24 protein-coding genes are annotated in these 22921 nt (G+C 76.5%); 14 read left to right on the plus strand and 10 right to left on the minus strand.

All coding sequences use genetic code 11. The features are described 5' to 3' along the window. The first annotated feature begins 3 nt into the window (after positions 1–3). A complete protein-coding gene (locus KRAD_RS14205; RefSeq protein ID WP_041293246.1) occupies positions 4–957 on the plus strand; it encodes a DMT family transporter in 954 nt (317 codons plus the stop codon). Here KRAD_RS14205 and KRAD_RS14210 read toward each other — a convergent pair. Next, positions 872–1402, minus strand: coding sequence for a GNAT family N-acetyltransferase (locus tag KRAD_RS14210; protein WP_012086318.1), 531 nt, complete (start codon positions 1400–1402; stop codon positions 872–874). The genes KRAD_RS14205 and KRAD_RS14210 overlap by 86 nt on opposite strands. Before the next feature lie 61 nt (positions 1403–1463). On the opposite strand from KRAD_RS14210, the gene KRAD_RS14215 reads away from it, so the two are divergent. Further along, positions 1464–2582, plus strand: coding sequence for an adenosine deaminase (locus KRAD_RS14215; protein ID WP_012086319.1), 1119 nt, complete (start codon positions 1464–1466; stop codon positions 2580–2582). Here KRAD_RS14215 and KRAD_RS14220 read toward each other — a convergent pair. Continuing rightward, positions 2567–3532: a helix-turn-helix transcriptional regulator gene (locus tag KRAD_RS14220; protein WP_012086320.1), complete on the minus strand. Its 966-nt coding sequence runs from the start codon at positions 3530–3532 to the stop codon at positions 2567–2569. The genes KRAD_RS14215 and KRAD_RS14220 overlap by 16 nt on opposite strands. A gap of 71 nt (positions 3533–3603) precedes the next feature. Here KRAD_RS14220 and KRAD_RS14225 point away from each other — a divergent pair, with 71 nt between their 5' ends. Continuing rightward, the gene (locus tag KRAD_RS14225; RefSeq protein ID WP_012086321.1) at positions 3604–4200 is read left to right on the plus strand and encodes a TIGR03086 family metal-binding protein; all 597 of its coding nucleotides are present in this window, start codon (positions 3604–3606) and stop codon (positions 4198–4200) included. On the opposite strand, the gene rsgA is transcribed toward KRAD_RS14225, so the two are convergent. Both rsgA and KRAD_RS14235 read right to left on the minus strand, forming a co-directional pair. Continuing rightward, on the minus strand, positions 4191–5264 hold the full coding sequence (gene rsgA / locus KRAD_RS14230; RefSeq protein WP_012086322.1) for a ribosome small subunit-dependent GTPase A: 1074 nt from the start codon (positions 5262–5264) through the stop codon (positions 4191–4193). The genes KRAD_RS14225 and rsgA overlap by 10 nt on opposite strands. Positions 5265–5337: 73 nt before the next feature. Further along, positions 5338–6243 carry an NADP-dependent oxidoreductase gene (locus KRAD_RS14235; protein WP_012086323.1) on the minus strand — a complete coding sequence of 302 codons (906 nt, stop codon included), beginning with the start codon at positions 6241–6243 and terminating at the stop codon, positions 5338–5340. An 87-nt stretch (positions 6244–6330) separates the two neighbouring features. Here KRAD_RS14235 and KRAD_RS14240 point away from each other — a divergent pair, with 87 nt between their 5' ends. Continuing rightward, positions 6331–6816 carry a MarR family winged helix-turn-helix transcriptional regulator gene (locus KRAD_RS14240; protein ID WP_041292109.1) on the plus strand — a complete coding sequence of 162 codons (486 nt, stop codon included), beginning with the start codon at positions 6331–6333 and terminating at the stop codon, positions 6814–6816. Between the two features lie 60 nt (positions 6817–6876). Here the strand turns inward: KRAD_RS14240 and KRAD_RS14245 are convergent, their stop codons facing one another. Then, positions 6877–7521, minus strand: a complete 645-nt coding sequence (locus tag KRAD_RS14245) for a hypothetical protein (RefSeq protein ID WP_012086325.1) — start codon at positions 7519–7521, stop codon at positions 6877–6879. After that, positions 7514–8812 (minus strand): aldehyde dehydrogenase family protein, encoded by a 1299-nt coding sequence (locus KRAD_RS14250; RefSeq protein ID WP_162145145.1) that lies wholly within the window; start codon positions 8810–8812, stop codon positions 7514–7516. Before KRAD_RS14250 ends, KRAD_RS14245 begins: the two co-directional genes overlap by 8 nt. Before the next feature lie 181 nt (positions 8813–8993). Between KRAD_RS14250 and KRAD_RS14255 the strand changes: the two genes are divergently transcribed. Together KRAD_RS14255 and KRAD_RS14260 are read left to right on the plus strand one after the other, a co-directional pair. Beyond that, positions 8994–10532 carry a PHP domain-containing protein gene (locus KRAD_RS14255; protein WP_012086327.1) on the plus strand — a complete coding sequence of 513 codons (1539 nt, stop codon included), beginning with the start codon at positions 8994–8996 and terminating at the stop codon, positions 10530–10532. A 422-nt stretch (positions 10533–10954) separates the two neighbouring features. Further along, positions 10955–11302, plus strand: a complete 348-nt coding sequence (locus KRAD_RS14260; RefSeq protein ID WP_041292111.1) for a hypothetical protein — start codon at positions 10955–10957, stop codon at positions 11300–11302. A 30-nt stretch (positions 11303–11332) separates the two neighbouring features. Here KRAD_RS14260 and KRAD_RS14265 read toward each other — a convergent pair whose 3' ends face one another. Beyond that, positions 11333–13027 (minus strand): phospho-sugar mutase, encoded by a 1695-nt coding sequence (locus tag KRAD_RS14265; protein ID WP_012086329.1) that lies wholly within the window; start codon positions 13025–13027, stop codon positions 11333–11335. A 38-nt stretch (positions 13028–13065) separates the two neighbouring features. On the opposite strand from KRAD_RS14265, the gene KRAD_RS14270 reads away from it, so the two are divergent. The 4 genes from KRAD_RS14270 to KRAD_RS14285 all read left to right on the plus strand — a co-directional run bounded on the left by KRAD_RS14270 (position 13066) and on the right by KRAD_RS14285 (position 16545). After that, a complete protein-coding gene (locus tag KRAD_RS14270; protein WP_012086330.1) occupies positions 13066–14100 on the plus strand; it encodes a CobW family GTP-binding protein in 1035 nt (344 codons plus the stop codon). 223 nt (positions 14101–14323) lie between these two features. Beyond that, entirely contained in the window at positions 14324–15352 is a 1029-nt protein-coding gene (locus tag KRAD_RS14275; RefSeq protein ID WP_012086332.1) for an ATP-binding cassette domain-containing protein, read from the plus strand. Further along, on the plus strand, positions 15349–16149 hold the full coding sequence (locus KRAD_RS14280) for an ABC transporter permease (protein ID WP_012086333.1): 801 nt from the start codon (positions 15349–15351) through the stop codon (positions 16147–16149). The genes KRAD_RS14275 and KRAD_RS14280 overlap by 4 nt, the downstream gene beginning before the upstream one ends. 42 nt (positions 16150–16191) lie before the next feature. Then, positions 16192–16545, plus strand: coding sequence for a cupin domain-containing protein (locus KRAD_RS14285; RefSeq protein ID WP_012086334.1), 354 nt, complete (start codon positions 16192–16194; stop codon positions 16543–16545). Between the two features lie 21 nt (positions 16546–16566). Here KRAD_RS14285 and KRAD_RS14290 read toward each other — a convergent pair whose 3' ends face one another. Beyond that, entirely contained in the window at positions 16567–17397 is an 831-nt protein-coding gene (locus KRAD_RS14290; RefSeq protein ID WP_012086335.1) for a purine-nucleoside phosphorylase, read from the minus strand. A gap of 15 nt (positions 17398–17412) precedes the next feature. Beyond that, the gene (locus KRAD_RS14295; RefSeq protein ID WP_012086336.1) at positions 17413–17865 is read right to left on the minus strand and encodes a gamma-glutamylcyclotransferase family protein; all 453 of its coding nucleotides are present in this window, start codon (positions 17863–17865) and stop codon (positions 17413–17415) included. Between the two features lie 29 nt (positions 17866–17894). Here KRAD_RS14295 and KRAD_RS14300 point away from each other — a divergent pair, with 29 nt between their 5' ends. Beyond that, on the plus strand, positions 17895–19334 hold the full coding sequence (locus tag KRAD_RS14300) for an NAD(P)H-quinone dehydrogenase (RefSeq protein ID WP_012086337.1): 1440 nt from the start codon (positions 17895–17897) through the stop codon (positions 19332–19334). Between the two features lie 37 nt (positions 19335–19371). Here the strand turns inward: KRAD_RS14300 and KRAD_RS14305 are convergent, their stop codons facing one another. After that, positions 19372–20208 (minus strand): right-handed parallel beta-helix repeat-containing protein, encoded by an 837-nt coding sequence (locus KRAD_RS14305; protein ID WP_012086338.1) that lies wholly within the window; start codon positions 20206–20208, stop codon positions 19372–19374. A 144-nt stretch (positions 20209–20352) separates the two neighbouring features. On the opposite strand from KRAD_RS14305, the gene KRAD_RS14315 reads away from it, so the two are divergent. Genes KRAD_RS14315 through KRAD_RS14325 form a run of 3 tightly spaced genes read left to right on the plus strand, consistent with a single transcriptional unit; the run spans position 20353 to position 22905 of the window. After that, entirely contained in the window at positions 20353–21648 is a 1296-nt protein-coding gene (locus KRAD_RS14315) for a sensor histidine kinase (protein ID WP_012086339.1), read from the plus strand. Between the two features lie 16 nt (positions 21649–21664). Next, positions 21665–22318 (plus strand): response regulator, encoded by a 654-nt coding sequence (locus KRAD_RS14320; RefSeq protein WP_041293249.1) that lies wholly within the window; start codon positions 21665–21667, stop codon positions 22316–22318. Then, complete coding sequence (locus KRAD_RS14325) at positions 22315–22905, plus strand: hypothetical protein (protein ID WP_012086341.1); 591 nt, start codon at positions 22315–22317, stop codon at positions 22903–22905. The genes KRAD_RS14320 and KRAD_RS14325 overlap by 4 nt, the downstream gene beginning before the upstream one ends. Positions 22906–22921: the final 16 nt, after the last annotated feature.

The raw sequence follows: 22921 nt of genomic DNA on the forward strand, positions 1-22921 counted from the left end.
GTGATGCGGAACCGACGGGTGGACCTCGTGCTGCTGGGTGTGGCCGTGGTGTGGGGCAGCAGCTACCTGGCCGCCAAGGTCCTCGTCGACGTCGCCGGGGTCCTGCCGGTGCTGGCCCTGCGCTACGCGGGCGCCGCGCTGGCGCTCGCCGTCGTCGTCGGGCTCGCCCGGGCGCGGGTGGGCCGGGAGGAACTGCGCTGGGGGGTCCTCCTGGGGCTCTCGCAGGCCGCGATCCTCGCCCTGGAGACGTTCGGCGTGGCCGGGACGAGCGCGACCAACGCGGGGCTGCTCATCTCCCTGACCATCCTGCTGACCCCCGGCCTGGAGGGCGTGGTGCAGCGGTCGTGGCTGCCGCCGGCCTTCTTCGCCGCCGCGCTGGTCGCCGTCGCCGGGGTCGTGCTGCTGGTGGGCGGCGGCGGGTTGCGCGCCCCCAGCGGCGGGGACCTGCTCGTGCTGGCCGCGGCCGTGGTGCGCGCCGCGCACGTCACCGCGATCGGGCGGGTCACCCGCACCCGCGCGCTGGACCTGCGGGGGCTGACGTTCGTGCAGACCGCGCTGGGCGCGGTGCTGTTCACCGCCCTGGACCCGCTGGGGGTGGCGCGCCTCGCGGCGGGCGCCACCCCGGCGCAGTGGGCCGGGATCGCCTACCTCGCGCTGGGCTGCAGCGTGTTCGCCTTCCTGGCCCAGAGCTGGGCGGTGCGCCGGACCTCGGCCTCGCGGGCCAGCCTGCTGCTGGGGACCGAGCCGCTGTTCGCGGTCCTGACCGGGGTGGTGCTCGGCGGGGAGGTGCTCGGGCCGGTGGGGGCGGTGGGCGCGGTGCTCATCCTCGCCGCCACCGCGTGGGGGCAGCGGGTGGAGGCGCGCGCCCGGCTCAGCGCAGCGGTGCCGGGGCCACGTCCCGCCCCGGTCCCAGCGGACGCTGCAGACGGGTCACGTCCCACCAGCGGCCGAGCTTGAAGCCGATGTCGCGGAAGGTCCCCACGACCTCGAACCCCGTCGCCCGGTGCAGGCCCAGGCTCGCCTCGTTGGGGACGGTCACCCCGGCGACCAGCGTCCGGAACCCGCGCTGCTCCAGCCGCGCGAACAGCTCGGTGTAGAGGGCGCGCCCGGCGCCGCTGCGCCGCAGCCCGGGAGCGAGGTAGACGCTCACCTCGCAGGACCAGTCGTAGGCGGGCCGCGCGGCGAAGGGGGAGGCGTAGGCGTAGCCCGCCACCCGCCCCGCGTCCTCCAGCACCAGCCAGGCGTGCCGCTGCCCGGACGCCTCGATGCGCCGGGCCACCTCCGCCGCGTCCGGGGGTTCGAGCTCGAACGAGATCGCGGTGTCGCGCACGTAGGGGGCGTAGACGGCGGCGCAGGCGGCGGCGTCGGCCGGGGTCGCCGGGCGGATGACTCGGTCGGGCACGGCCCGATGCTAGGCGGGCCGCCCCGCGCGGCCCGGGCGAGCGGGCTGGCACGATCGGGGGGTGAGCACCCCCGAGACCCCCACCGAGACCGCCCCCACCCCGGAGCAGGTGCGCCGCCTGCCCAAGGTGTCGCTGCACGACCACCTCGACGGCGGGCTGCGGCCCTCGACGATCGTCGAGATCGCCGCGGCGAACGGGCACGCGCTGCCCACCACCGACCCCGAGGAGCTGGGGGTCTGGTTCCGCGACGCGGCCGACTCCGGTTCGCTGGTGCGCTACCTGGAGACCTTCGACCACACCATCGCCGTCATGCAGGACGCCGAGTCGCTGGCCCGGGTCGCCACCGAGGCCGTCCTGGACCTCGCCACCGACGGCGTCGTCTACGGCGAGCTGCGCTACGCCCCCGAGCAGCACCTGCAGCGCGGCCTGAGCCTCGACGAGGTCGTCGTCGCCGTCGAGGAGGGCATGCGCCGCGGCGAGCAGCTCGCCGCGCAGGCCGGCACCCCGATCCGGGTCGGGACCCTGGTCACCGCCATGCGCCACGCCGACCGCGGCCTGGAGATCGCCGAGCTCGCGCTGCGCCACCGCGACGCCGGGGTCGTCGGCTTCGACATCGCCGGCGCCGAGATCGGGTTCCCGCCCTCCAACCACCTCGCCGCCTTCGACCGCCTGCACGCGGAGAACTTCCCCGTCACCATCCACGCCGGGGAGGCGTTCGGCCTGCCCAGCATCGCCGACGCGCTGCACACCTGCGGCGCCGAGCGCATCGGGCACGGCGTCCGCATCGTCGAGGACATCGAGTTCGGCGAGGGCCGCGACCGGTTCGGGATGCCGGCCGCGACGCTGGGCCGGCTCGCGACGTGGGTCCGCGACCGCGGGATCGTCCTGGAGCTGTGCCCCTCCTCCAACGTCCAGACCGGGGCGGCGACCAGCGTCGCCGAGCACCCGATCACCGCGCTCAAGGACCTCGGGTTCTCCATCAGCGTGAACACCGACAACCGGCTGATGTCCGGGACGTCGCTGTCCCGGGAGTTCTCGCTGCTGGTGGACGAGGCCGGCTGGGACCTCGCCGACGTCGAGCGGGCGACCATCACCGCCCTGTCGGCCTCGTTCCTGCCCTTCCCGGACCGGCTGGCGCTGGCCAGCGACGTGATCCGCCCCGCCTACGCCCCGGCCTGATCCCCGTACCTCCCGAGCACGTCGCGGGCCGTCGCCACGAGGTCCGCGACGAGCTCGGGAGGTTCCAGCACGTGCACCAGGGCCCCCAGGCCCAGCAGGACCGCGCGGGCCGCGGGCACGGCGCGGAAGGTGGCGACGACCTCGACGACCCCGTCGCGCTCGGTGAGGACGGGGTCGTCGAGCAGCTGCGCGTCGGCGATGCGCAGCAGCACCCCGGCGTCCGCGGCCGCGACCCGCAACCGGGTCCGCACTGCGCCGGTCGCGGGACGCTCGACCCGTTCGCGCAGCCCGGCCCAGACGCCCGGCAGGTCCGGCAGCCCGGGGGGCACGGGGTCGTCCAGGACGTCGAGGCCGACGACGCGCTCGACCCGGAACAGCCGGTCCCCGTCCCGGGTGGCCGCCACGAGGTACCAGACCCCGCCCTTGGCGACCAGGCCGATCGGGTCGAGGGTCCGCGTCGAGGTCCGGGTCGCCCCGGCGGAGCGGTAGCGCAGCCGGACGCGGCGGGCCGAGAACACCGCCTCCTGCAGGGCGGCCAGGTGCGGCGGGTTCGCCTCGCGGGAGCGCCAGCCGGCGGGTTCGACGAGGATGCGCTCGGCGGCGCGCTGGAACGGGGCCCGCTGCTCGGCCGGGGTCGCGGCGAGCAGCTTCCGCACCGCGGACTCCCACGCCGGGCGCTGCGGGTCCGCCACGCCGGCCGCGCCGGAGAACAGCGCCCGCGCCTCGCCCGCCGTGAAGCCGGAGACGTCGGTGCGCCAGTTCGGCATCAGCGAGATCCCGCCGCCGCGGCCGCGCTCGGTCCACACCGGGACCCCCGCCGCGGACAGCGCCTCGACGTCGCGCAGCACCGTGCGGGTGGACACCTCCAGGCGCCGGCCGAGGTCCGGGGCCGTCATCCGGCCGTGCGCCTGCAGCAGGAAGAGCAGCGAGAGCAGGCGGTCGGCGCGCACCGCCCGAGGATGGCACGAGAACTCCGCAGAACATGACAGGAGGTGTCGTGTTCGCGGAGGAGGCTGGGGCCGTGACCGATTCCGCGGGAGACCCCCGCCAGCCCATGTTCCGCGCCGCCGACCTCGCCGGGCGCGTCCTCGACGCCGTTCCCGCCGACGCCGGCGCGCGCCCGACCCCCTGCACCGACTGGACGGTGGCCGACCTGGCCGGCCACCTCGTCGCCGTCACCGCCCGGGTGGCGCACGTCGCCCGCGGCGGCCACCCCTCCGAGCGGCCGACCCTGCTGGAGGCCGAACCCGCGGGGGGTTTCGCCGCGGCCTACCGCGCCGGTCTCGCCGGGGTGCGCGAGGCGTGGGCCGACGACGACCTGCTGACCCGCACCGTGCACCACCCGGCCGGGGAGATGCCGGGCGCGGCGGGGGCGACGATCTACGCGCAGGAGTTCGCCACGCACGCCGTCGACCTGGCCGTCGCGGTCGGGCGCACCGACCTGCTGGACGAGGAGTTCCTGGCCGGGATCGTCGACGTCGCCCGGCGGGTGGTTCCCGCCGACCGCGCGGGGTTCCCGTTCGCGCCGCCCGTCCCCGTCCCCGACGACGCCCCGGCGCACGCGCGGCTCGCGGGGTGGCTGGGCCGGGACCTGGCCGCGGGCGCGGTTCAGGGGTGACGCTGGCGGTGCGCCTTGTGGATCCTCTTCCACTCGTTCCGGCGTTCGGCGGCCAGCCGGGCGTCGGTGCGGGAGGCGAACCAGGCCTGTTCCCGTTCCAGGCGACGGTAGCTGTCGAGGCGGCGGGCGCTCATGACCCCGGCGTCGATGGCCGCCAGCACGGCGCAGCCGGGTTCGGCGGTGTGCGAGCAGTCGGAGAAGCGGCAGTCGACGGCCACGTCCTCGACGTCGGCGAAGGTCCGTTCCAGCCCCTCGCCGAGTTCGGAGACCCCCAGGCTGCGCAGCCCGGGGGTGTCCACGAGGACGAGGCCGCCGGGGACGGGGACGAGTTCCCGGGTCACCGTGGTGTGCCGGCCCTTCCCGTCGGCCGAGCGCACGGCGCCGACGGCGAAGCGGTCCTGCCCGAGCAGCGCGTTCGCCAGGGTGGACTTGCCCGCGCCGGAGGAACCGATGAGGACCACGGTGCCGCGCAGGTGGTTCCGGAGTTCCCCGACACCCCGGGGGCCGGTGGCGCTCACGGGGACGACCGCGACCCCGACGGCGTCGCCGCGCACCCGGGCCAGGACGTCCTCGAGCCCGTCCTCGTCGAGCAGGTCGGACTTGGTGAGGGCGACGACCGGCTGCGCCCCGGAGTTCCAGGCCAGGGCCAGGAACCGCTCGACGCGGCCCAGCGTCGTCCGGGAGTCGGCGCCGACGGCGACGACGACGGTGTCCACGTTGGCGGCGAGCTGGTGCTCGGTCGAGCGGCCGGTGACCGAGGCGCGCGCGAGCACCGTCCGGCGGGCCACCACCCCGACGACCCGCGGGCCGTCCGGGTCGTCCAGCCGCAGGCCGACCCAGTCGCCGGTCGTGGGTTCGGGGACGAGGTGGCCCGCGGGGGTTCCGACCCGCTGCGGGCCCAGCGGGGTCTCCACGTCGCAGGCGCCGCGGTGGACGCGGACGACGCGGGCGGGCAGGAGGTCCCCGCCGGCCGCGACCGAGGCGCGGAAGGCGTTCCACCGGTCGTCCCAGTCCGCGTCCCAGCCCAGGCGGGCGAGGGGTTCGAGGATTTCGTGTTCCGGCACGTCCCGAGGTTAGGGAGGCGCGGAGGACGGCGGCGAGGGGTTTTCGGGGCGGGGGGTTCTCGGGGGCGGGGTTTCAGAGCGTGACGACGACCCGGCCCCGCAGCCGGCCGGCCTCGCCGTCGGCGTGGACGGAGGCCAGGTCCGCCAGGGGGCGGCGGTCGGAGACGTCGAGGACGAGTTCCCCGGCGTCGACCGCCGCGACCAGGCCGGCGAGCTGGGCGGGGTCGTCGCGCACGTAGAGGACCTTCCAGTGCACGCCCCGGTCCTCGTCGTCGGTCAGGGGCAGCGGCGGTGCGCTGACGGCCGTGCCGCCGTCGCGGACGAGGTCGGTCAGCCGGCTCAGTTCCGCGGGGTTCCCCGACACGTTGTTGAAGAGCAGGTCGACCGGTGCGGTCAGGGCCTCGGTCAGCGGGGTGGTGGTGTAGTCGACGACCTCGTCGGCGCCGCGGGCCTCGACGGCCGCGCGGCTGCGCGGGCTCGCGGTGGCGATGACGTGCGCCCCGGCGCGCTTGGCGAGCTGGACGGCGAACCCGCCGACCCCGCCGCCGGCGCCGTTGACGAGGACGCGCCGGCCCGCCCGCAGGCCGCCGTGGTCGAACAGGCCCTGGAACGCGGTGAGCCCGGCGACGGGGAGGACGGCGGCGTCGGCCAGCGGCACGGACCGCGGGGCGGGGACCAGCCGGTCGCGGGGGACGGCGGCGAACTCGGCGGCGCCGCCGCCGACGGGGACGCCGAGGAAGGCGATGACCCGCTCGCCGGTGCCCTCGACGGTGCCGGCGAGGTCGAGGCCGGGGGTGTAGGGCAGCTCGACGGGGATCAGCTCGGTCATGACGCCGGAGCGGATGGCGGCGTCGACGGCGTTGAAGGTGGTGCCCGCCACCCGGACGAGGACCTCGCCGGGGCCGGGGACGGGGCGTTCGACGTCGGCGACCCGCAGGACGTCGGGGGTTCCGTAGCGGGTGACCTGGACAGCGCGCACGATGGCTCCTCCTCGTAGTTTGCTCCGAATTCGAAGCATGTGGGGAGCGTAGAACTGTTTCGAATTCGGCGCAAGTACCCTGGGGTCGTGGACCGCGGCGGACTCAGCGAGCAGCAACTGGCGACGTACCTCACGCTCACCGAGGTGGGGAACCTGCTCCAGCAGGCCGTCACCGAGCAGCTGCGCGCCGACGGCGACCTCAGCCCCGTGCAGTTCCAGGTGCTCGCCGTCCTCGGGGCCTCACCGACCGCCGAGTTCCGGATGACCGACCTGGCCGACCGGATCGTCTACAGCCGCAGCGGTTTCAGCTACCAGGCGGGGCAGCTGGAGAAGCGCGGGCTCATCGAGCGGCGGCCGTCGCCGCACGACGAGCGCAGCACGGTCGTGAGCATCACCCCCGCCGGGCTGGACCTGCTGGGCCGGGTCATGCCCGGCCACGTGGAGGTCGTGCACGGGCGGTTCTTCGCCGACCTGCCCCCGCAGGACCTCGACGCGCTGCAGCGGGTCCTCGCGCCGGTGCGCGACCGGCTGCGGCAGGCCCCGCCGCGCTCCGCCCGCCGGCGCCGCTCCTGACCCGCCGCTCCTGACCCGCCGATCCGACCCTCCGACGCGGCCGGCTCGCCCGGTGGCGCGTCAGACCGTGCGGGTGGCGCCGGTGAGCAGACCGGCGACGAGGTCGAGGTCGCCGAGGGCGAGCAGCTCCTCCTCCGGCAGCGGGGGCAGCACCCGGACCCCCGCCTCCGCGCAGGCCAGCCGCAGGTCGGCGTCGTAGCCCTCCCGGGCCGCGCGGGCGTCCAGCAGCGCCACGCCTCCCAGGAGCCCCCGGACGGTGCCGGGGTCGCGGTCGGTGCGGGCCACGGCCCCGGCGGGGAACTCCGCGGCCAGGACCTCCACCAGGGCGGCGACGGCGGCGGAGTCGTGCACCACGACGCAGCGGGCCCCGGCCGCGAGCGCCGCGCACAGGACGCGGGCGGTGGGCAGGAAGTCCTCCGGGGCCAGGACCGCGACGGGCGGCGGGCGGCGGGCCGCGGCGGGCAGCAGCAGGTCGAGCTTGTCGGCCCAGCCCGCCCAGCGCACCACCGCGTCGATGCAGCCGTCGACCTGGGTGACGGCCTCGGTGATCCCGCAGCGGTGGGCGCGGCGCACCCGGTCGACGAAGCGGGTGCGTCCCGCCTCCACCTCGGCGGCGGCGGCGAGCAGCGCCCGCCCGCGGTGCGCGGGGTCGAGGACGGGGGCGGGGGGAGCGGCGGGGGGAGCGGCGGGGGCGGTCTCACCCACGGCAGGCCCGGAGGAGGTCCAGGGCGTCCTGGCGGGGGTCCGGCGGGGCCGGGGCCTCCGCGCCCAGCTCCCCGCCCCAGACGGTGACGGACCCGGCGCCCTCCAGGTGCGGCAGCGCGTCGGCGGCGGTCCGGACCGTGCGCACCCCCAGGACCGGCCCCGGCGGCGGCCAGGCGCTGTGCCGGCCCACGGTCACCACGCCCGGCGGGGTCCACCACCCGCGCTCGGGCAGCCCGGCCGGCAGGGCGGTGGCCCCGTCGAGGACCTCGCGCGCGGCGCGGGCCAGGTGCGGGGTGGGGAGGGGGCCGACGGCGGTGGCCCGGTCGAGGGGGTGGCCGGTGCGCAGCTGCGCCACCACGGGCGCCACCCGCGCCACCAGGGCGTCCGCGACGGGACGGGCCACGACGACGCGGGACCCCCCGGGCCGCTCGTGGGCCCCGCCGGCCGCGGCGGCGACCAGGGACCTGGCCACCGCCTCCAGGTCCGCCGCGGGCAGGACGACGTCCACGTGGGGGGCGTCGACCCGCTGCCGCAGCGGGGTCCCGGCGCGGGCGAGGGCGACGCCGACGCCGCGCAGGTCGTCGGGGGAGCCGTCGGCGCGGACGGCGACGAGCTCCTCGTGGTCCCACAGGCGCGCGTCGGCGGCGGCGTCGGCCCCGGGGGCCACCCGGACGAGACCGGGCGGGAGGCCGGCGTCCTCGACGAGGCGGACGAGCTGCGCGGCGCCGGCGGCGGCGGCGGGACGTGCGCGCAGGACGACCCCGCACCCGGTGGCGAGGGCGGCGACGATCGCGGTGAGGGCGTCGGCGGTGCTGGTGCGCCACGTCGTGAGCAGGGCCACCACCCCGCCGCCGGGCCGGTGCGCGGCGCCGACGGCTCCCAGCTTGTCGGCCCACCCGGCGGCGGAGAACGCCGCGGCGCGCGCGGCGGGGCCGTCGAGGGCGGAGCCCGCCGCGACGGGGCGCCCGGTGGTGAGGGCCGCGGTGACGGCGAGGGGCCGCAGGTGGTCGGCGAGGACGTCGGCGATGGTGAACAGGTACCGGGCGCGGTCCTCCGCGGACAGCCACGCCCAGTCGGCCCGGCTGCTCGCCGCGGTGGCGTCGACGACGACGCACAGCAGCTCGGGGGTGGTGTCCTCGACGCAGAGCAGGTGCTCCCCGGTGGTGGGGGCGTGCACGTCGAGCAGGGGGCCGGTGGGGATCGCGGTGCCGCGCGCCGCGTCGTCGGCGAGGACCACGGCGGGGACCTCGTCGAGCTCCTCGGGGGGAGCGGGGGGCGGGTCGTCGCTCATCCGGGGGCTCCCGGGGGAGGGGAGGTGCGAGGTGGTCACGCGCAGCGGGGACTCCCGCGGGGCGCTCAGCTCCGCGACAGCATCCGGTAGCGATGTGCTCACAGTCAGTGAGTCTACTGAGGTTCGTGTGCCCGGTGAGGGCCCTTCGGGCAGGAGATCTCCCGGCTGGCAGGCTGGGGCCGTGCACTCCCACGCGCCGTCCCCGCTGCCGCCCGACCCGATCAGCGCCGACGGCGACGACCGGGACTTCGCCTGGTACGCGGGCGACCACCACATCCACACCACGTTCTCCCGCGACGCGATGTACTCCGTCGACGACCAGGTGCGCCGCGCCCGCGAGTGCGGGCTGGACTGGATGGTCATCACCGACCACGGCGGCCCCGACCACGCCAAGCAGTCGGTGGCGCTGCAGACCCCGCTCATCGCCGAGGCCCGCCGCCGCCACCCCGTCCTGGTCTTCCAGGGCATGGAATGGAACATCCCCGGCGCCGAGCACGCGACCTTCATCGCCCCCGAGCACGAGGACACCCCCGACCTGCTGCAGCGCTTCGAGCGCGCCTTCGACGGCGACGTCCTCGCCGCCCGGCAGAACCCCACCGGCCCCCGCCTCATCGAGCACTCCGTCCAGGGCGGGCCCGAGGCCGAGCAGCTCGGCCTGGACGCCCTGGCCTGGCTGGTGGAGGAGCTGCGGACGGGGACCGTCGGCGAGGCCCTGGTCCTCTCCAACCACCCCATGCGCACCGGCCGCGTCTCGCCCTCGAAGGTGCGCGGCTGGCGCGACGCCGCCCCCGGGGTGTTCGTCGGCTGGGAGGGCGCCCCCGGCCACCAGGCCGCCGCGCTGCCCGCCCCCCTCGGGCGCGGGCGGGGCCGGGGGCAGTACGACGAGTCCCCGGGGCCGTGGTCCTTCCCCGGCTACGACCTCGACCAGTACCGGACCTGGGGCGGTTTCGACGCCGCGACGGCCCGGATGGGCGGGTTGTGGGACGCGCTGCTGGCCGAGGGGCTGCCGTGGTGGATCACCGCGAACTCCGACAACCACTTCGACATCGGCGACACCGTCCGCGTCGGGAACCTCTCGAGGGAGCACTACCGCGAGCACGGGTCGCGCGGGGAACCCGTCGAGACCGGCGTCGTGCAGCACGGCTACGTCGACTTCGCCCCGGGGTTCTACTCGCGCACCTGCGTGGGGTCCCCCGCGCGGGACTACCGCTCGGTCATGGCCGCGCTGCGCTCCGGGCGGGTCTTCGTCGTGCACGGCGGGCTGGTGCGGGCGGTGGAGGGCCGGGTGCGCACCGGCCCCGGCCCCGGGGTGACGTTCGGGGCCCGCACCACCGTCGAGCGCGGCGGCGACGTGGAGGTGGAGCTGCGCGTCGACCCCGCGACCGCACCCAACGGCAGCGGGCAGGTCCCGCGCTCCGCGCGCTGGGACGTCATCGTCGGCACCGTCACCGGCCGCGTCGCCGACACCGACCGCGACCTGTTCGAGGCCCCGGGCACCCGCGTCGTGGAGAGCTTCGAGGTCCCCGCCCGCGCGAGCGGGCGGCAGGTGTTCCGCACGACCCTGCGCGGGGTCGCGGACCCGCTCTACGTGCGCTTCCGCGGCAGCGACGGCCGGCACGCCGACGCCGACGGGCACCCGCGCGTGGACCGCATCGGCGACTCCGACCCGTGGGACGACCTGTGGTGCTACACCAACCCGGTGTTCGTCGACGTGCGCTGACTCACCAGGGGACCTCCCCCTCGTCGTCGGAGAACGTCCCGGTGGGCCCCGTCGGGCAGGGTCGGGGTCCGGATCGCGGTGGCGGCGCCCTCCGTGGGGCTGCGCCCGACGAGACCGTGAAGTCCGTCGCGACCAGTCCGGGCAGGCCGGGTCCACCAGGACCGGTGTCCCCACCAGCCGCCGGGCGTGCCGCGCGGCCACCGGCGCCGCGGCCCCGGCGGCGGACGCCCGCTGACCCCCCGCGGCCGGGTGGGAACCGCGGCGTCCCGCCCGCGGAAAACCCCCCGCGCGAGGCCGCGGACGCGGCTACGCTCCGACCCCGGCGGACCACGTGGACCCCCCCGGCGACGACCCCCGGGGAGGGGCCGCGGCGACCGCCGACCAGCCGCCGCACCCCGACCTCCCACCCCGAGGAACCGCCCGTGACCCGTCCCCGTCCCCTCGCCGGCCCCCTCCTGGCCGTCGCCACCCTCGTCCTCGTCCTCACCGCCTGCGGCGACCCCGTCGTGGGCACCGTCACGGCGAAGGAGCACGACGCCGCCGAGACCACGCACGGCACCCGCAAGGACTGCACCACCTCCACGTCGTCCACGGGCACGAGGACGACGAAGTGCAAGACCGTCCCCACCACGAAGCACGAGCCGGAGGAGTGGGAACTCACCGTCGCCGAGGACGACGGCGACACCGTGGAGGTCGACGTCGACCAGGACGCGTACGACCGGATCGAGGTTGGCGACCGCTACGACGAGACCGCGGAGGCGTCCCGCTGACGCCGGGGACCGGGCCCGGCCCGGGCCCGCTCAGCCGATCCCGACGGCCGCCCGCACGTCCCGGGTCACCGCGGCCAGGCGCTCGCGGGCCGCGGCCCGCGCCGCGGCGAGGTCGTCCCCGGCGCCGGCGACGACCTCGCAGTAGCTCTTGAGCTTGGGCTCGGTCCCGCTGGGCCGGACCACCACGCGGGTGCCGTCGGCGGTGCGCCAGCGCAGGCCGTCGGTGGGGGGCAGGCCGTCGACGCCGTCGGCGAGGTCCTCGACGGAGGTGACGGGCGAACCGCCCAGCTCCCGCGGGGGCTGCGAGCGCAGCCGGGACATCGCGGCCGGGATGAGCGACAGGTCCTCGACCCGGACCGTCACCGGGGCGGTCAGGTGGACGCCGTCGGCGCGGTCCAGGTCGTCCAGCACGTCGTGCAGGGTCCGGCCGGCGGCCAGCTCGCGGCGCACGATCCCCGCCACCAGCAGCGAGGCAGAGATCCCGTCCTTGTCCCGCACCACCTCCGGGGCGACGCAGTACCCGATGGCCTCCTCGTAGCCGAACGTCAGCTCCGGGACGCGCGCGATCCACTTGAACCCGGTGAGGGCGGTGGCGAACCGCGCGCCGTGGCGCGCCGCCACCGCGGCCAGGGCCTGCGAGCTCACCACCGAGCACGCCAGCACGGCCCCGGGGGCGGCCAGCTCCTCGCCGAGGACCCGCCCCAGGTCGTCCCCGCTCAGGGTCGTGAACCCCCCGGAGGCGGGGTCGGGGACGGCCACGCAGCAGCGGTCCGCGTCGGGGTCGACGGCGAGGACCACGTCGGCGCCGACCCGCTCCGCCAGGGCCACCGCGCGGTCCAGCGCGCCGGCCTCCTCCGGGTTCGGGAAGGGGACGGTGGGGAAGCCCGGGTCCGGGTCGGCCTGCTCGGCGACCACGTGGACGTCGTCGAACCCGCTGCGGCGCAGAGCCTCCAGCAGGACCGGCCCGCCGACGCCGTGCATCGGGGTGACGACGACCCGCGGGTCGCGGCCCGGGGCGGGGCGCACGGCCCCGGTGACCGCGGCGAGGTAGTCCTCCACGACCTCCTCGCCCAGCACCGTCCAGCCGCCGGTGGCGCGCGGCAGGTCCCGCAACGGCCCCACGGCGGCGATGGCGGCGGCGATCCCCGCGTCGGCCGGGGGCACGATCTGCACCCCGCGCCCCTCCGGCCCGGCGGCCCGGCCCCCCAGGTAGACCTTGTAGCCGTTGTCCGCGGCCGGGTTGTGGCTGGCCGTCACCATGACCCCCGCGTCGGCCTCGAAGCGGCGCACGGCGAAGGCCAGCAGCGGCGTCGGCAGCGGGCGGGGCAGCAGCAGCACCTCGCACCCGGCCGCGGTCAGGACCGCGGCGGAGTCGTCGGCGAACGCCCGCGAGCCGTGCCGGGCGTCGAGCCCGACGACGACCCGGGGCCGCTCCAGCCGCCCGGTCAGCCACGCGCCCAGGCCCGCGGCGGCGCGCTGCACCACGGCCCGGTTCATCCGGTGCTCCCCGGCGGCGACCACGCCGCGCAACCCCGCGGTGCCGAACTCCAGCGGCCCGCTGAACCGGTCGGCGAGCTCGGCCCCGGCGGGGCCGTCCCCGGCCTGCGCGGCGCTCAGCAGCGCCGTCAGCTCGGCGCGGTCGCGGGGGTCGGGATCGTCCTCGATCCAGGTCCGGACGCGGTCGTGCAGGTCCTCGGGCGGGGTCGGCGACGGGGCGGTGCTCATGCCCGGAGCCTACGAGGGGCGCGTGCGACGATGCTGCGGTGAGCACCCCCGTCGTCGTCCTCGCCGGGTTCCTCGGGGCGGGCAAGACCACGGTCCTCAACCAGCTGCTGCGCTCGGCCACCGACGTCCGCCTCGGGGTGGTCGTCAACGACTTCGGCGCCGTCGGCATCGACGCGCTGCTCGTCGCCGGCTGGGCCGACAGCGCGGTGTCGCTGGAGAACGGCTGCCTGTGCTGCTCCACCGACGACGGCAGCGTCGACGAGCTGCTGGCCCGCCTGACCGCCCCGCGCCGCGGGCCGGGGCTGGACGCGGTCGTCATCGAGGCCAGCGGCGTCGCCGACCCCGCCGCGATGGTGCGCCGGGTGCTGACCAGCTCGGTGCCGGGGGTGAGCTACGGCGGCCTCGTCGTCGTGGTCGACGCCGTCGAGTTCGCCGCCGCGCGCCGGCGCCACCCCGAGCTCGACGACCACGTCGCGATGGCCGACGTCGTGCTGCTGACCAAGACCGACCTGGTGGGCCCGGAGGAGGCGGCCCGCACGGCGGCGGCGTGCCGGGAGCTCAACGCGTGGGCCCCGGTCGTGCCGGCGGCCCGGGGGCAGCTCGACGCGCGGCTGCTCTTCGAACCCCGCCCGCCCCGGCAGCGGCAGCTGGCGCTGGGGGAGGTGGTGGCCGGGCACCCCGACGGCCCCGACGGCCCCGACGGCCACGGCACCCACCTGCACGCCCTCTACGACACCCTCACCTTCCGCAGCGAGGACCCCCTCGACCCGCGCCGCTTCGTGGAGTTCTTCCAGCGGCGCCCCTCCGGGGTGTTCCGCGTCAAGGGTTTCGTGCGCTTCGCCGTCCAGGGTTTCCCCCAGCGCTACCTGCTGCACACCGTGGGCGCGGCGGTGCGCTTCGAGCGCGGGCCCTGGCCGCGCGGGGCGCCGCGCGTCACCGAACTCGTTCTCGTCGGGGCCGGCCTCGACGCCGAGGGGTTGCGCACCGCCCTGCGAGCGTGCGTGCACGAGGGCCCGCCGCTGACCGACGAGATGGCGATGATGGGGGTCCTGCGCGACACCGAGGGCGCTTGAACGTCGCACCACCGCGGCGACGTCGCCGCGCGGGCCCGTCCCGCGGTCCCGGGCCGGGTCGTGTCGGAGGGTGCTGCCACGCTGCCGGTGCGGGAGGGGGAACCGCCGAGGAGCCTGGCGGTCGCCCGGGGCAACGGGAACTCCCGGTGGCGCCCCGATGAGTTCCCGAGGCCGCCGGGGTCGGAACGTCGGAGCAGGAACCGGACGGAAAGAGGTGGGCGCGGTGGCAGTGGTCTCTCCTAGGGTCGGGGACGTGGCAGCGAACGGGACGTCGGGCAGGCCAGCGGTCCAGGCGCGTGGGCTGGTGAAGCGGTACGGGGACGTCACGGCGGTCGCCGGCGTCGACATCGACGTGCCCGAGGGCACCGTCCTGGCCCTCCTGGGCCCCAACGGAGCGGGCAAGACGACGACGGTGCGGATGCTGACGACGCTGCTCGTCCCCGACGAGGGGACGGCGACGGTCGACGGGATCGACGTCGTCGCCGACCCGCAGGAGGTCCGGCGCCGCATCGGCCTCTCCGGGCAGTACGCGGCGGTCGACGAGAACCTCACCGGTTTCGAGAACCTCGACATGGTGGGCCGGCTGTACCACCTGGGACGCCGGCGCTCGCGGGAGCGGGCGCGGGAGCTGCTGGCGCAGTTCCGCCTCACCGACGCCGCCGACCGGGTCGCCAAGACCTACTCCGGGGGCATGCGCCGCCGCCTCGACCTCGCCGGCGCCCTCGTCGCGCAGCCGCCGGTGCTGTTCCTGGACGAGCCCACGACGGGGCTGGACCCCCGCTCGCGCAACGACATGTGGGAACTGCTCACGGGCATGGTGCAGGGCGGCACCACCCTGCTGCTCACCACCCAGTACCTCGAGGAGGCCGAGCGCCTCGCCGACGACATCGTCGTCATCGACCACGGCCGCGTCATCGCCCGCGGCACCGCCGACGAGCTGAAGACCCAGGTCGGGGGCCAGCGCGTCGAGCTCGTCGTCGCCGCCGACGCCGAGGTGGACACCGCGCTGCGGTGCCTGGGACCGATCGCCGTGGGGGAGCTGCAGGTCGACCGCCGCGCCCGCCGCGTCACGGTGCCGGTCAGCGGCGGGACCCCCGCCCTCGTCGACGCGCTGCGCCGCCTCGAGGAGGCCGGGGTCGTTCCGCTGGACGCGGGGCTGCGCCGCCCGACGATGGACGACGTCTTCCTCACCCTCACCGGCAAGCCCGCCGACGAGGTCGCCGCGACCGAGCACGAGGAGCAGGACGCATGAGTTCCCTCGCCGTGGCGCTGGCCGACGGTTCCGTCGTCGCCAAGCGCAACCTCATCAAGATCAAGCGCATCCCCGACCTGCTCGTCGGCACCCTCATCTCCCCGATCATGTTCATCCTGCTGTTCGGGTACGTGTTCGGCGGGGCCATCGAGGTCCCGGGCGTCAACTACCGCGAGTTCCTCGTCCCCGGCATCTTCGCCCAGACCGTCATCTTCGGGGCGACGATCACCGGCGCCGGGCTCGCCGACGACATGCAGAAGGGCATCATCGAGCGGTTCCGCTCGCTGCCGATGGCCCAGTCGGCCGTCCTGGTGGGACGCACCTCCTCCGACGTCGTCACGAACGTCATCGTCACCGTCATCATGTCCCTCACCGGCCTCGTCATCGGCTGGCGGATCCGGACCTCCGTGCTCGACGCCGTCATCGGGTACGGGTTGCTGCTGCTCTTCGCCTACGCGATCTCCTGGTGCATGGCCCTGCTCGGGCTGCTCATCCGCACCCCGGAGGCGTTCAACAACCTCACGTTCATCACGATCTTCCCCATCACGTTCCTCACCAACGGGTTCGTGCCCATCGAGAGCTACCCCTCGGTGCTGCGGCACATCGCCGAGTGGAACCCGGTGTCGACGCTGGTGCAGTCCGCCCGGGAACGGTTCGGCAACGTCGGGCCGGGGCCGGAACCCTCCTCGTGGGCGCTGCAGCACGCCGAGCTCTACACCCTGGGCTGGATCGTCGTGATCCTCGTGGTGTTCGTGCCGCTGGCGACCCGCCAGTACCAGCGGGCCGCCGCCCGCTGAACCACCGCGCCGATCCCCCCGGCCCGGGGCAGGATCCTCCCCGTGAGCTGGTACGCGGGGAACGCCGACCTCGACGGGGCCGACGACGGGGGGTGGTTCTTCGGGCGCTTCATGGCCGGCCGGGTCCCCGCGTTGACCAGCGACGAGGTGGAGGTCAAGTGGGCCCGGCTGGCCCCGGGTTCGCGCGACGACCGCTGGAGCGGCCCGGAACCGCAGACCTCCCTGGTCGTGCTCGTCTCCGGGTCGCAGCGGCTGGTCTTCCGCGAGGGGGAGGCCCACCTGTGCCGGCCCGGGGACTACGTCGTCTGGTTCCCCGGCGACGAGCACACCTGGCAGTCCTCGGAGACCGAGGAGACGACGACCATCACGGTCCGCTGGCCCTCCGCGGTGGAGTGACCGGCGCCGGCCCCGCCGTGCTCAGAGGAGCGGGACGATCCCGGCCAGCAGGTCCGCGCACCGCCCGGCGGCGTCGCGGCCGGCCTCCAGCACCTCCTCGTGCGACAGCGGCCGGTCCGAGACCCCCGCGGCGAGGTTGGTGACCAGGGAGAACCCGAGGACCTCCAGGCCCACGTGCCGCGCGGCGACGGCCTCCAGCGCGGTGGACATCCCGACCAGCGAGGCACCCAGCACCCCGGCCATCCGGACCTCGGCCGGCGTCTCGTACTGCGGACCGCGGAACTGGGCGTAGACGCCCTCGGCCAGGTCCGGGTCGACCGTGCGGGCGAGCCCGCGCAGCCGGGTCGAGTACAGGTCGGTCACGTCGACGAACGTCGCGCCCTCCAGGGGCGAGGCGCCGGTGAGGTTGAGGTGGTCCGAGATCAGCACCGGCGACCCCGGTGGCACCGCCGGGTCGAGCCCGCCGCAGCCGTTGGTGAGCACGATCGTCCGGCAGCCCGCCGCCGCGGCCACCCGCACGCCGTGCGCGACGGCCCGCACACCGTGCCCCTCGTAGAAGTGCGACCGCGGCAGCACCAGCGCGCGCAACGGGTCCGACCCCGGCCGCGGGACCGCGATCGAGCGGACGGTGCCCGCGTGCCCGACCACGGCCGGGGGCAGGAAGCCGGGCAGGTCGGTGGCCGGCAGTGCGGCGACGGTCTCCCCCAGGCGGTCCGCCGCCGCGGCCCAGCCCGAGCCCAGGACCAGGGCCACGTCGTGGCGGGCGACACCGCTCAGCTCGGCCAGCCGGGCGGCGGACTCCGCCGCCAGGGTGAAGGGGTCGCGGGCGTCGGGGGCAGCGGGCGAGGTCACCGGGTCACCCTAGGGTCAGGCGTCGTTGGAGCGGCACGGGCGCGCGCGCAGGCTCAGCACGTAGTCGTGGGGCGCGCCGCCGGCCTCCGCCGCGTCGGCCAGGCCCCCCAGGTAGCGGGCGGTGGGCAGCCCGCCCTCGTAGTCGTCGAGGACGTAGGTCCAGGCCACCACGTCGCCGTCGAGGGTCTTCACCCGGACGCGGACCTTGCGGAACAGGCCGACGTCCACGCCCTCCGAGGCGTCGAGGCGGACCTCGTCGGCCTCGGTCACGTCGTAGAGCGCGACGTAGACCTGGTCCCCGGGCGCCTCCACCACCGTGGCCAGCGGCCCCTGCCAGCTGCGGTCCTCCCCGCCGAAGGTCAGCCGCCAGTCCGGCAGCCACCCCGTGGAGCGCAGCGGGGAGTGCGGAGCCTTCCGCACCATGGCTTCGGGATCGAGGTTGGACGCGTACGCGGCGTAGGCGGGCACGGAGGGAAAGGGTAGGGGAGCATGGAGCGGTGAGTCCCACCAGTGCGTCCCCGAAGGCCCAGGCCACCCGCGTCGCGATCCTCGGCGGGGGCCCCGGCGGCTACGAAGCAGCCCTCGTCGCGGCCCAGCTGGGGGCCGACGTCACCGTCGTCGAGCGCGACGGCCTCGGCGGCTCCACCGTGCTGACCGACGTCGTCCCCTCCAAGACCCTCATCGCCACCGCCGAGCTGATGTCCACCGTCGGCGGCTCCGCCGAGCTCGGCGTCCGCTTCCCCGGCGGCCCCACCCCCGACGCCGAACCGCGCGGCGCGGTGACCGTCGACCTCGCCCGCGTCAACGAGCGCGTCAAGGCGCTGGCCGCCGCGCAGTCCGGTGACGTGCGGGCCCGCCTGGAGAAGGAGGGCGTGCGCCTCCTGTCCGGGCGCGGCGCCCTCGACGGCCCCCAGGCCGTCGTCGTCACCGACGGCGAGGACGAGGGGGCGCGCGTGGAGGCCGACATCGTGCTCCTCAGCACCGGCTCCAGCCCCCGCACCCTGCCCGACGCCCAGCCCGACGGGGAGCGGATCCTGACCTGGAAGCAGGTCTACGACATGACCGAGCTGCCCGAGCACCTGATCGTCGTCGGCTCCGGGGTGACGGGCGCGGAGTTCGCCAACGCCTACGACGCCCTCGGCGCGCACGTCACCCTCGTCTCCTCCCGCGACCGCGTGCTGCCCGGGGAGGACGCCGACGCCGCCGAGGTCCTCGAGGGCGTCTTCCGCCGCCGCGGCATGGACGTCCTGTCGCGCTCGCGGGCCGAGAAGGTCGAGCGCCACGGCGACACCGTGACCGTCACCCTGTCCGACGGGCGCACCGTCGAGGGCTCGCACTGCATCGTCGCCGTCGGCGCGATCCCCAACACCGCCGGGATCGGGCTGGAGGAGGCGGGGGTGTGGACCTCCGACTCCGGTCACGTCGACGTCGACAAGGTGTCGCGGACCTCCGCGCGCGGGGTCTACGCCGCCGGCGACTGCACCGGGGTGTTCCCCCTCGCCTCGGTCGCGGCCATGCAGGGCCGCATCGCGATGTGGCACGCCCTCGGCGACAGCGTCGGCCCGCTGAAGCTGCGCTCGGTGTCCTCGACCGTCTTCACCTCCCCGGAGATCGCGACGGTCGGCTGGACCCAGGCCCAGATCGACTCCGGCGAGGCGCAGGGCGAGATCGTCAAGCTCCCGCTGTCCACCAACGCCCGGGCCAAGATGCTCGGCATCCACGACGGCTTCGTGAAGCTGTTCTGCCGCAAGGGTTCCGGCACCGTCATCGGTGGGGTCGTCGTCGCCCCCCGGGCGAGTGAGCTCATCTTCCCGGTGACGCTGGCGGTGGAGAAGCGGCTCAACGTCGACGACGTCGCGCACGCGTTCACCGTCTACCCCTCGCTGTCGGGCTCGCTCGCCGAGGCCGCCCGGCAGCTGCACGTCATGGCGGAGTGACCGACCACGACGGCCAGGGGCCGGGCGGGGGCCGGGGTCAGCAGGGTTCGAGGGGGACCCCCACCGGCCCGCCGTCGCGGGTGAAGCTCGTGCAGCGGACCGCCAGGACGTCCCCCTCCAGCAGGTACGCGCTGACGTGCCGGGCGTTCCACACGAACCGCGACCCCTCGACCACCGCGGAGCACTGCGACACGTCGAGACCGGTCCCGTTGCGCTGCACCGTCGTCCCGGTCACGCTGACGTCGGCGTCCTGGTCGCAGCCGATGCCCGTCCCGTTGGAGCGCACCAGGCTCTCGCGCACCGCGAAGCCGCCGTCGGCGTTGGCGAAGCCGTGCAGGCCCCGCTCGTTGCGCTCCACGGTGGAGCGCTCGACGAGGAGGCGGGAACCGACGTAGGCCGAGCCGCCCCAGCCGTTGCCGTCGAGGCGGCTGCCGCGCACCGCGAGGTCCCCGGCGACCCGGGCCTCGACCCCCTTGCGGTTCCCGTCCAGCCGCACCTCGCGCACCGTCCCGGACACCGGCCGCGGTTCGCCCGGCTGGTCGACCTCGCTCCCGGCGGACACCCCGACCCCCCAGCCGCTGATCCGGCCGTTGCGGACCACGACGCCCTCGGCGGCGACCTCGACCCCGGTGGGGCCGAAGCGCAGCCCCGGCCCGACCAGCCGGTGGCCGTTGAGGTTCAGCTCCACCCCGTCGGCGGCCAGCACGATCCCGGGGCCGCCCGGGCAGACGACGTCGGCGGCGAGCCGGACGTCGGCGGTGAGGACCGCCCCGCAGGGGACGACGCTCGCGCGGGGGACGGCCGCGACCGCGGGACCTCCCCCGCCGAGGGACGTGAGGGCGAGCAGGGCACCGGCCGCGGCTGCTGCGCGCACGGGAACCACCTCCGTCGGTGACGCCGTCGTCGTCACCAACGGTAGTCCTGCGCGGACCGGAGGGGAAGGTGGGGACAACCCCACCCCCGACCGGGGAGATCACCCGGTGTCGGCGGGGTGGCTGCCTTCCCTAGGGTCGTCGGCATGTCCCCCGCAGGCTCCCCCTCCCCGGCACCCGTCCCCTGGGGCCGGTGCTGGTGGGCGCTGTGCCACGGCGTCACCAGCCTGCTGCTGCTCGGCCCCTACCTCGTCGTCGTCCTCCTCGTCGTGCTCGGCGCGGCCCTCACCCCGCTGCTGCTGACCGGGCTGCCGCTGCTGCTCGCCGGGCGCGCCCTGGCCGGCGCCGCGGGGCGGCTGGAACGGCTGCGCCTCGCCTCCCTGCTCGGCCACCGCGTCGAGGCCCCCGGCCGGCGCCCGCTGACGCTGCGCCGCGTCGTGCCCGACGGCCTGGGCGACGTCGTCGTGTGGCGCACCAGCGCCCACCTCCTCCTCGTCTGCACCCTCGGGGCCCTCGCGGGGGGCGTCCTCGTCGCGCTGGTCTCCGCGGGCCTCGCCCTCGCCCTCGCCCCGCTCGTCCTCGACCGGGTCCTCGGCACCACCGGCGCCCGGGCGCACCTGCCCTTCGGCCTCCCCGGGACCGTCCCGCTGCCCGACCCCGTCGTCGTCGCCGGGGGCCTGCTGCTGGCGCTCGCGGCGGTGCTGCTGGCGCCGCTGCTCGTGGCGCCGGGCGCGGCGGCCGGCCGGGCGCTGCTGCGGCCCCCCCGCACCTCCCAGCGGGCCCTGCGGCAGCGGGTCGAGAAGCTCACGGCCACCCGGGAGCGGACCGTCGACTCCGTGGAGGCCGAGCGCCGCCGCATCGAGCGCGACCTGCACGACGGCCCCCAGCAGCGCCTCGTCGCCGTCGCCCTGCAGCTGGGGATGGCCCGGCGGGCCCTGGAGCGCGACCCGCAGGCCGACGTCAGCGGGTTCCTGCAGGCCGCGCAGGGCAACGCCCGCGAGGCCATCACCGACATGCGCTCGGTGGCGCGGGGCATCGTGCCGCCCGTCCTCACCGACCGCGGCCTGGACGCGGCGCTGTCCGGCCTCGCCGCCGCCGCGCCCCTGCCCGTCACCGTCGAGGTCCGGCTGGAGACCCGGCCCGTCCCCGCGGCCGAGGCGATCGCGTACTTCTGCGTCTCCGAGGCGCTCACCAACGTCGCCAAGCACGCCCGGGCCTCCTCCGCGCGGGTGCGGGTGTGGCGGGAGGGGACGCAGCTGCGGGTGCGGGTGAGCGACGACGGGGTCGGCGGGGCCCGCAGCGGCGGGGGGTCGGGGCTGACCGGCCTCGCCGACCGCCTCGGCGCCGTCGACGGGTGGCTGCGCGTCGACTCGCCCCCCGGTGGCCCGACCGAGGTCGACGCCGGCCTGCCCGGCTTCCCGGAGGTGACCCGTGAGCGCTGAGACGGGCGCGCCGCGCCTGCGGGTGGTCCTCGCCGAGGACTCCGTGCTGCTGCGCGAGGGGCTCACCAGCCTCCTCGCCACCGAGGACGTCGACGTCGTCGCCGCCGTCGACACCGGGGAGGCGCTGCTGGAGGCCGTCGCCCGGCTCGCCCCCGACCTGGCGCTGGTCGACGTGCGGATGCCCCCCACGTTCACCGACGAGGGGATCCGCGCCGCGGTCGTCATCCGCTCCCAGCACCCGGGCACCTCGGTGCTGGTGCTGTCGCAGTACGTGGAGGAGAAGTACGCCGGGGAGCTGCTCTCCGCCGGCTCCCGCGGGGTCGGCTACCTGCTGAAGGACCGCGTCGCCGACGTCGGGCAGTTCATCGACGACCTGCGGCGGGTGGCGGCCGGGGGCAGCGCCGTCGACCCGGAGGTGGTGGGGCAGCTCCTGGCCCGCGCCCGCCGCGACGACCCGCTGGCCCGGCTCACCCCCCGGGAGACGGAGGTCCTGCGCCACATGGCGCAGGGACGCTCGAACAAGGCGATCGCCGCGGAGCTCGTGGTGACGGAGAAGGCGGTGGAGAAGCACGTGTCCAACATCTTCGCGAAGCTCGACCTGCCCACCGACGGTGACGACCACCGCCGCGTGCTGGCCGTGCTGCACCACCTCGAGGGGGCGTCGCGGTGAGCGGCGGGAAGGTGGCGCTCAGCGTCCTGGTCGCCCTCGTCCTCAGCGCGGGGACGGTCTCGACGCTGGGGCAGGTGGCCTCGCTGGAGACCACCGCCCGGGCCGCGGTGGACGACCCGCCGCAGCGGATCGCGGTGGAGTCCGCCAGCGGCGACGTGCGCGTCGTCGCCGACCCCGGCGCCGACCGCGTCAGCGCGCGCGGCGAGGTCGTGCGCGGTCTGCAGGAACCCACCTGGAGCCTGCGCGAGCGCGACGGGGTGCTGGTCCTCGCCTCCTCCTGCGCGGGGGTGGGCTGGCCCTCGCCCTGCTCCGCCGACTGGACCCTCACCGTGCCCGCCGGGCGCGACCTCGACGTGCGCGCCGTCGGCGACGTCGACCTCGCCGGGGCGTTCGCCTCCGCCGCGGTGGAGTCGGTGGGCGGTGACGTCGAGGTCGTCGTCCCCCCGGACGGCGCGACCTACCGGGTGAGCGGGGAGGCGCTGCTGGGCGAGCGCTCCGTCGAGGTCCCCCTCGGCGACGGCGGCGGCGACGTCCGCGAGCTGCGCGTCTCCAGCACGGCCGGGGACGTCCGCGTCACCACGCGGTGACCCTCGGTTGGCCCCG

Source organism: Kineococcus radiotolerans SRS30216 = ATCC BAA-149 (genome assembly GCF_000017305.1).
Classification (GTDB): domain Bacteria; phylum Actinomycetota; class Actinomycetes; order Actinomycetales; family Kineococcaceae; genus Kineococcus; species Kineococcus radiotolerans.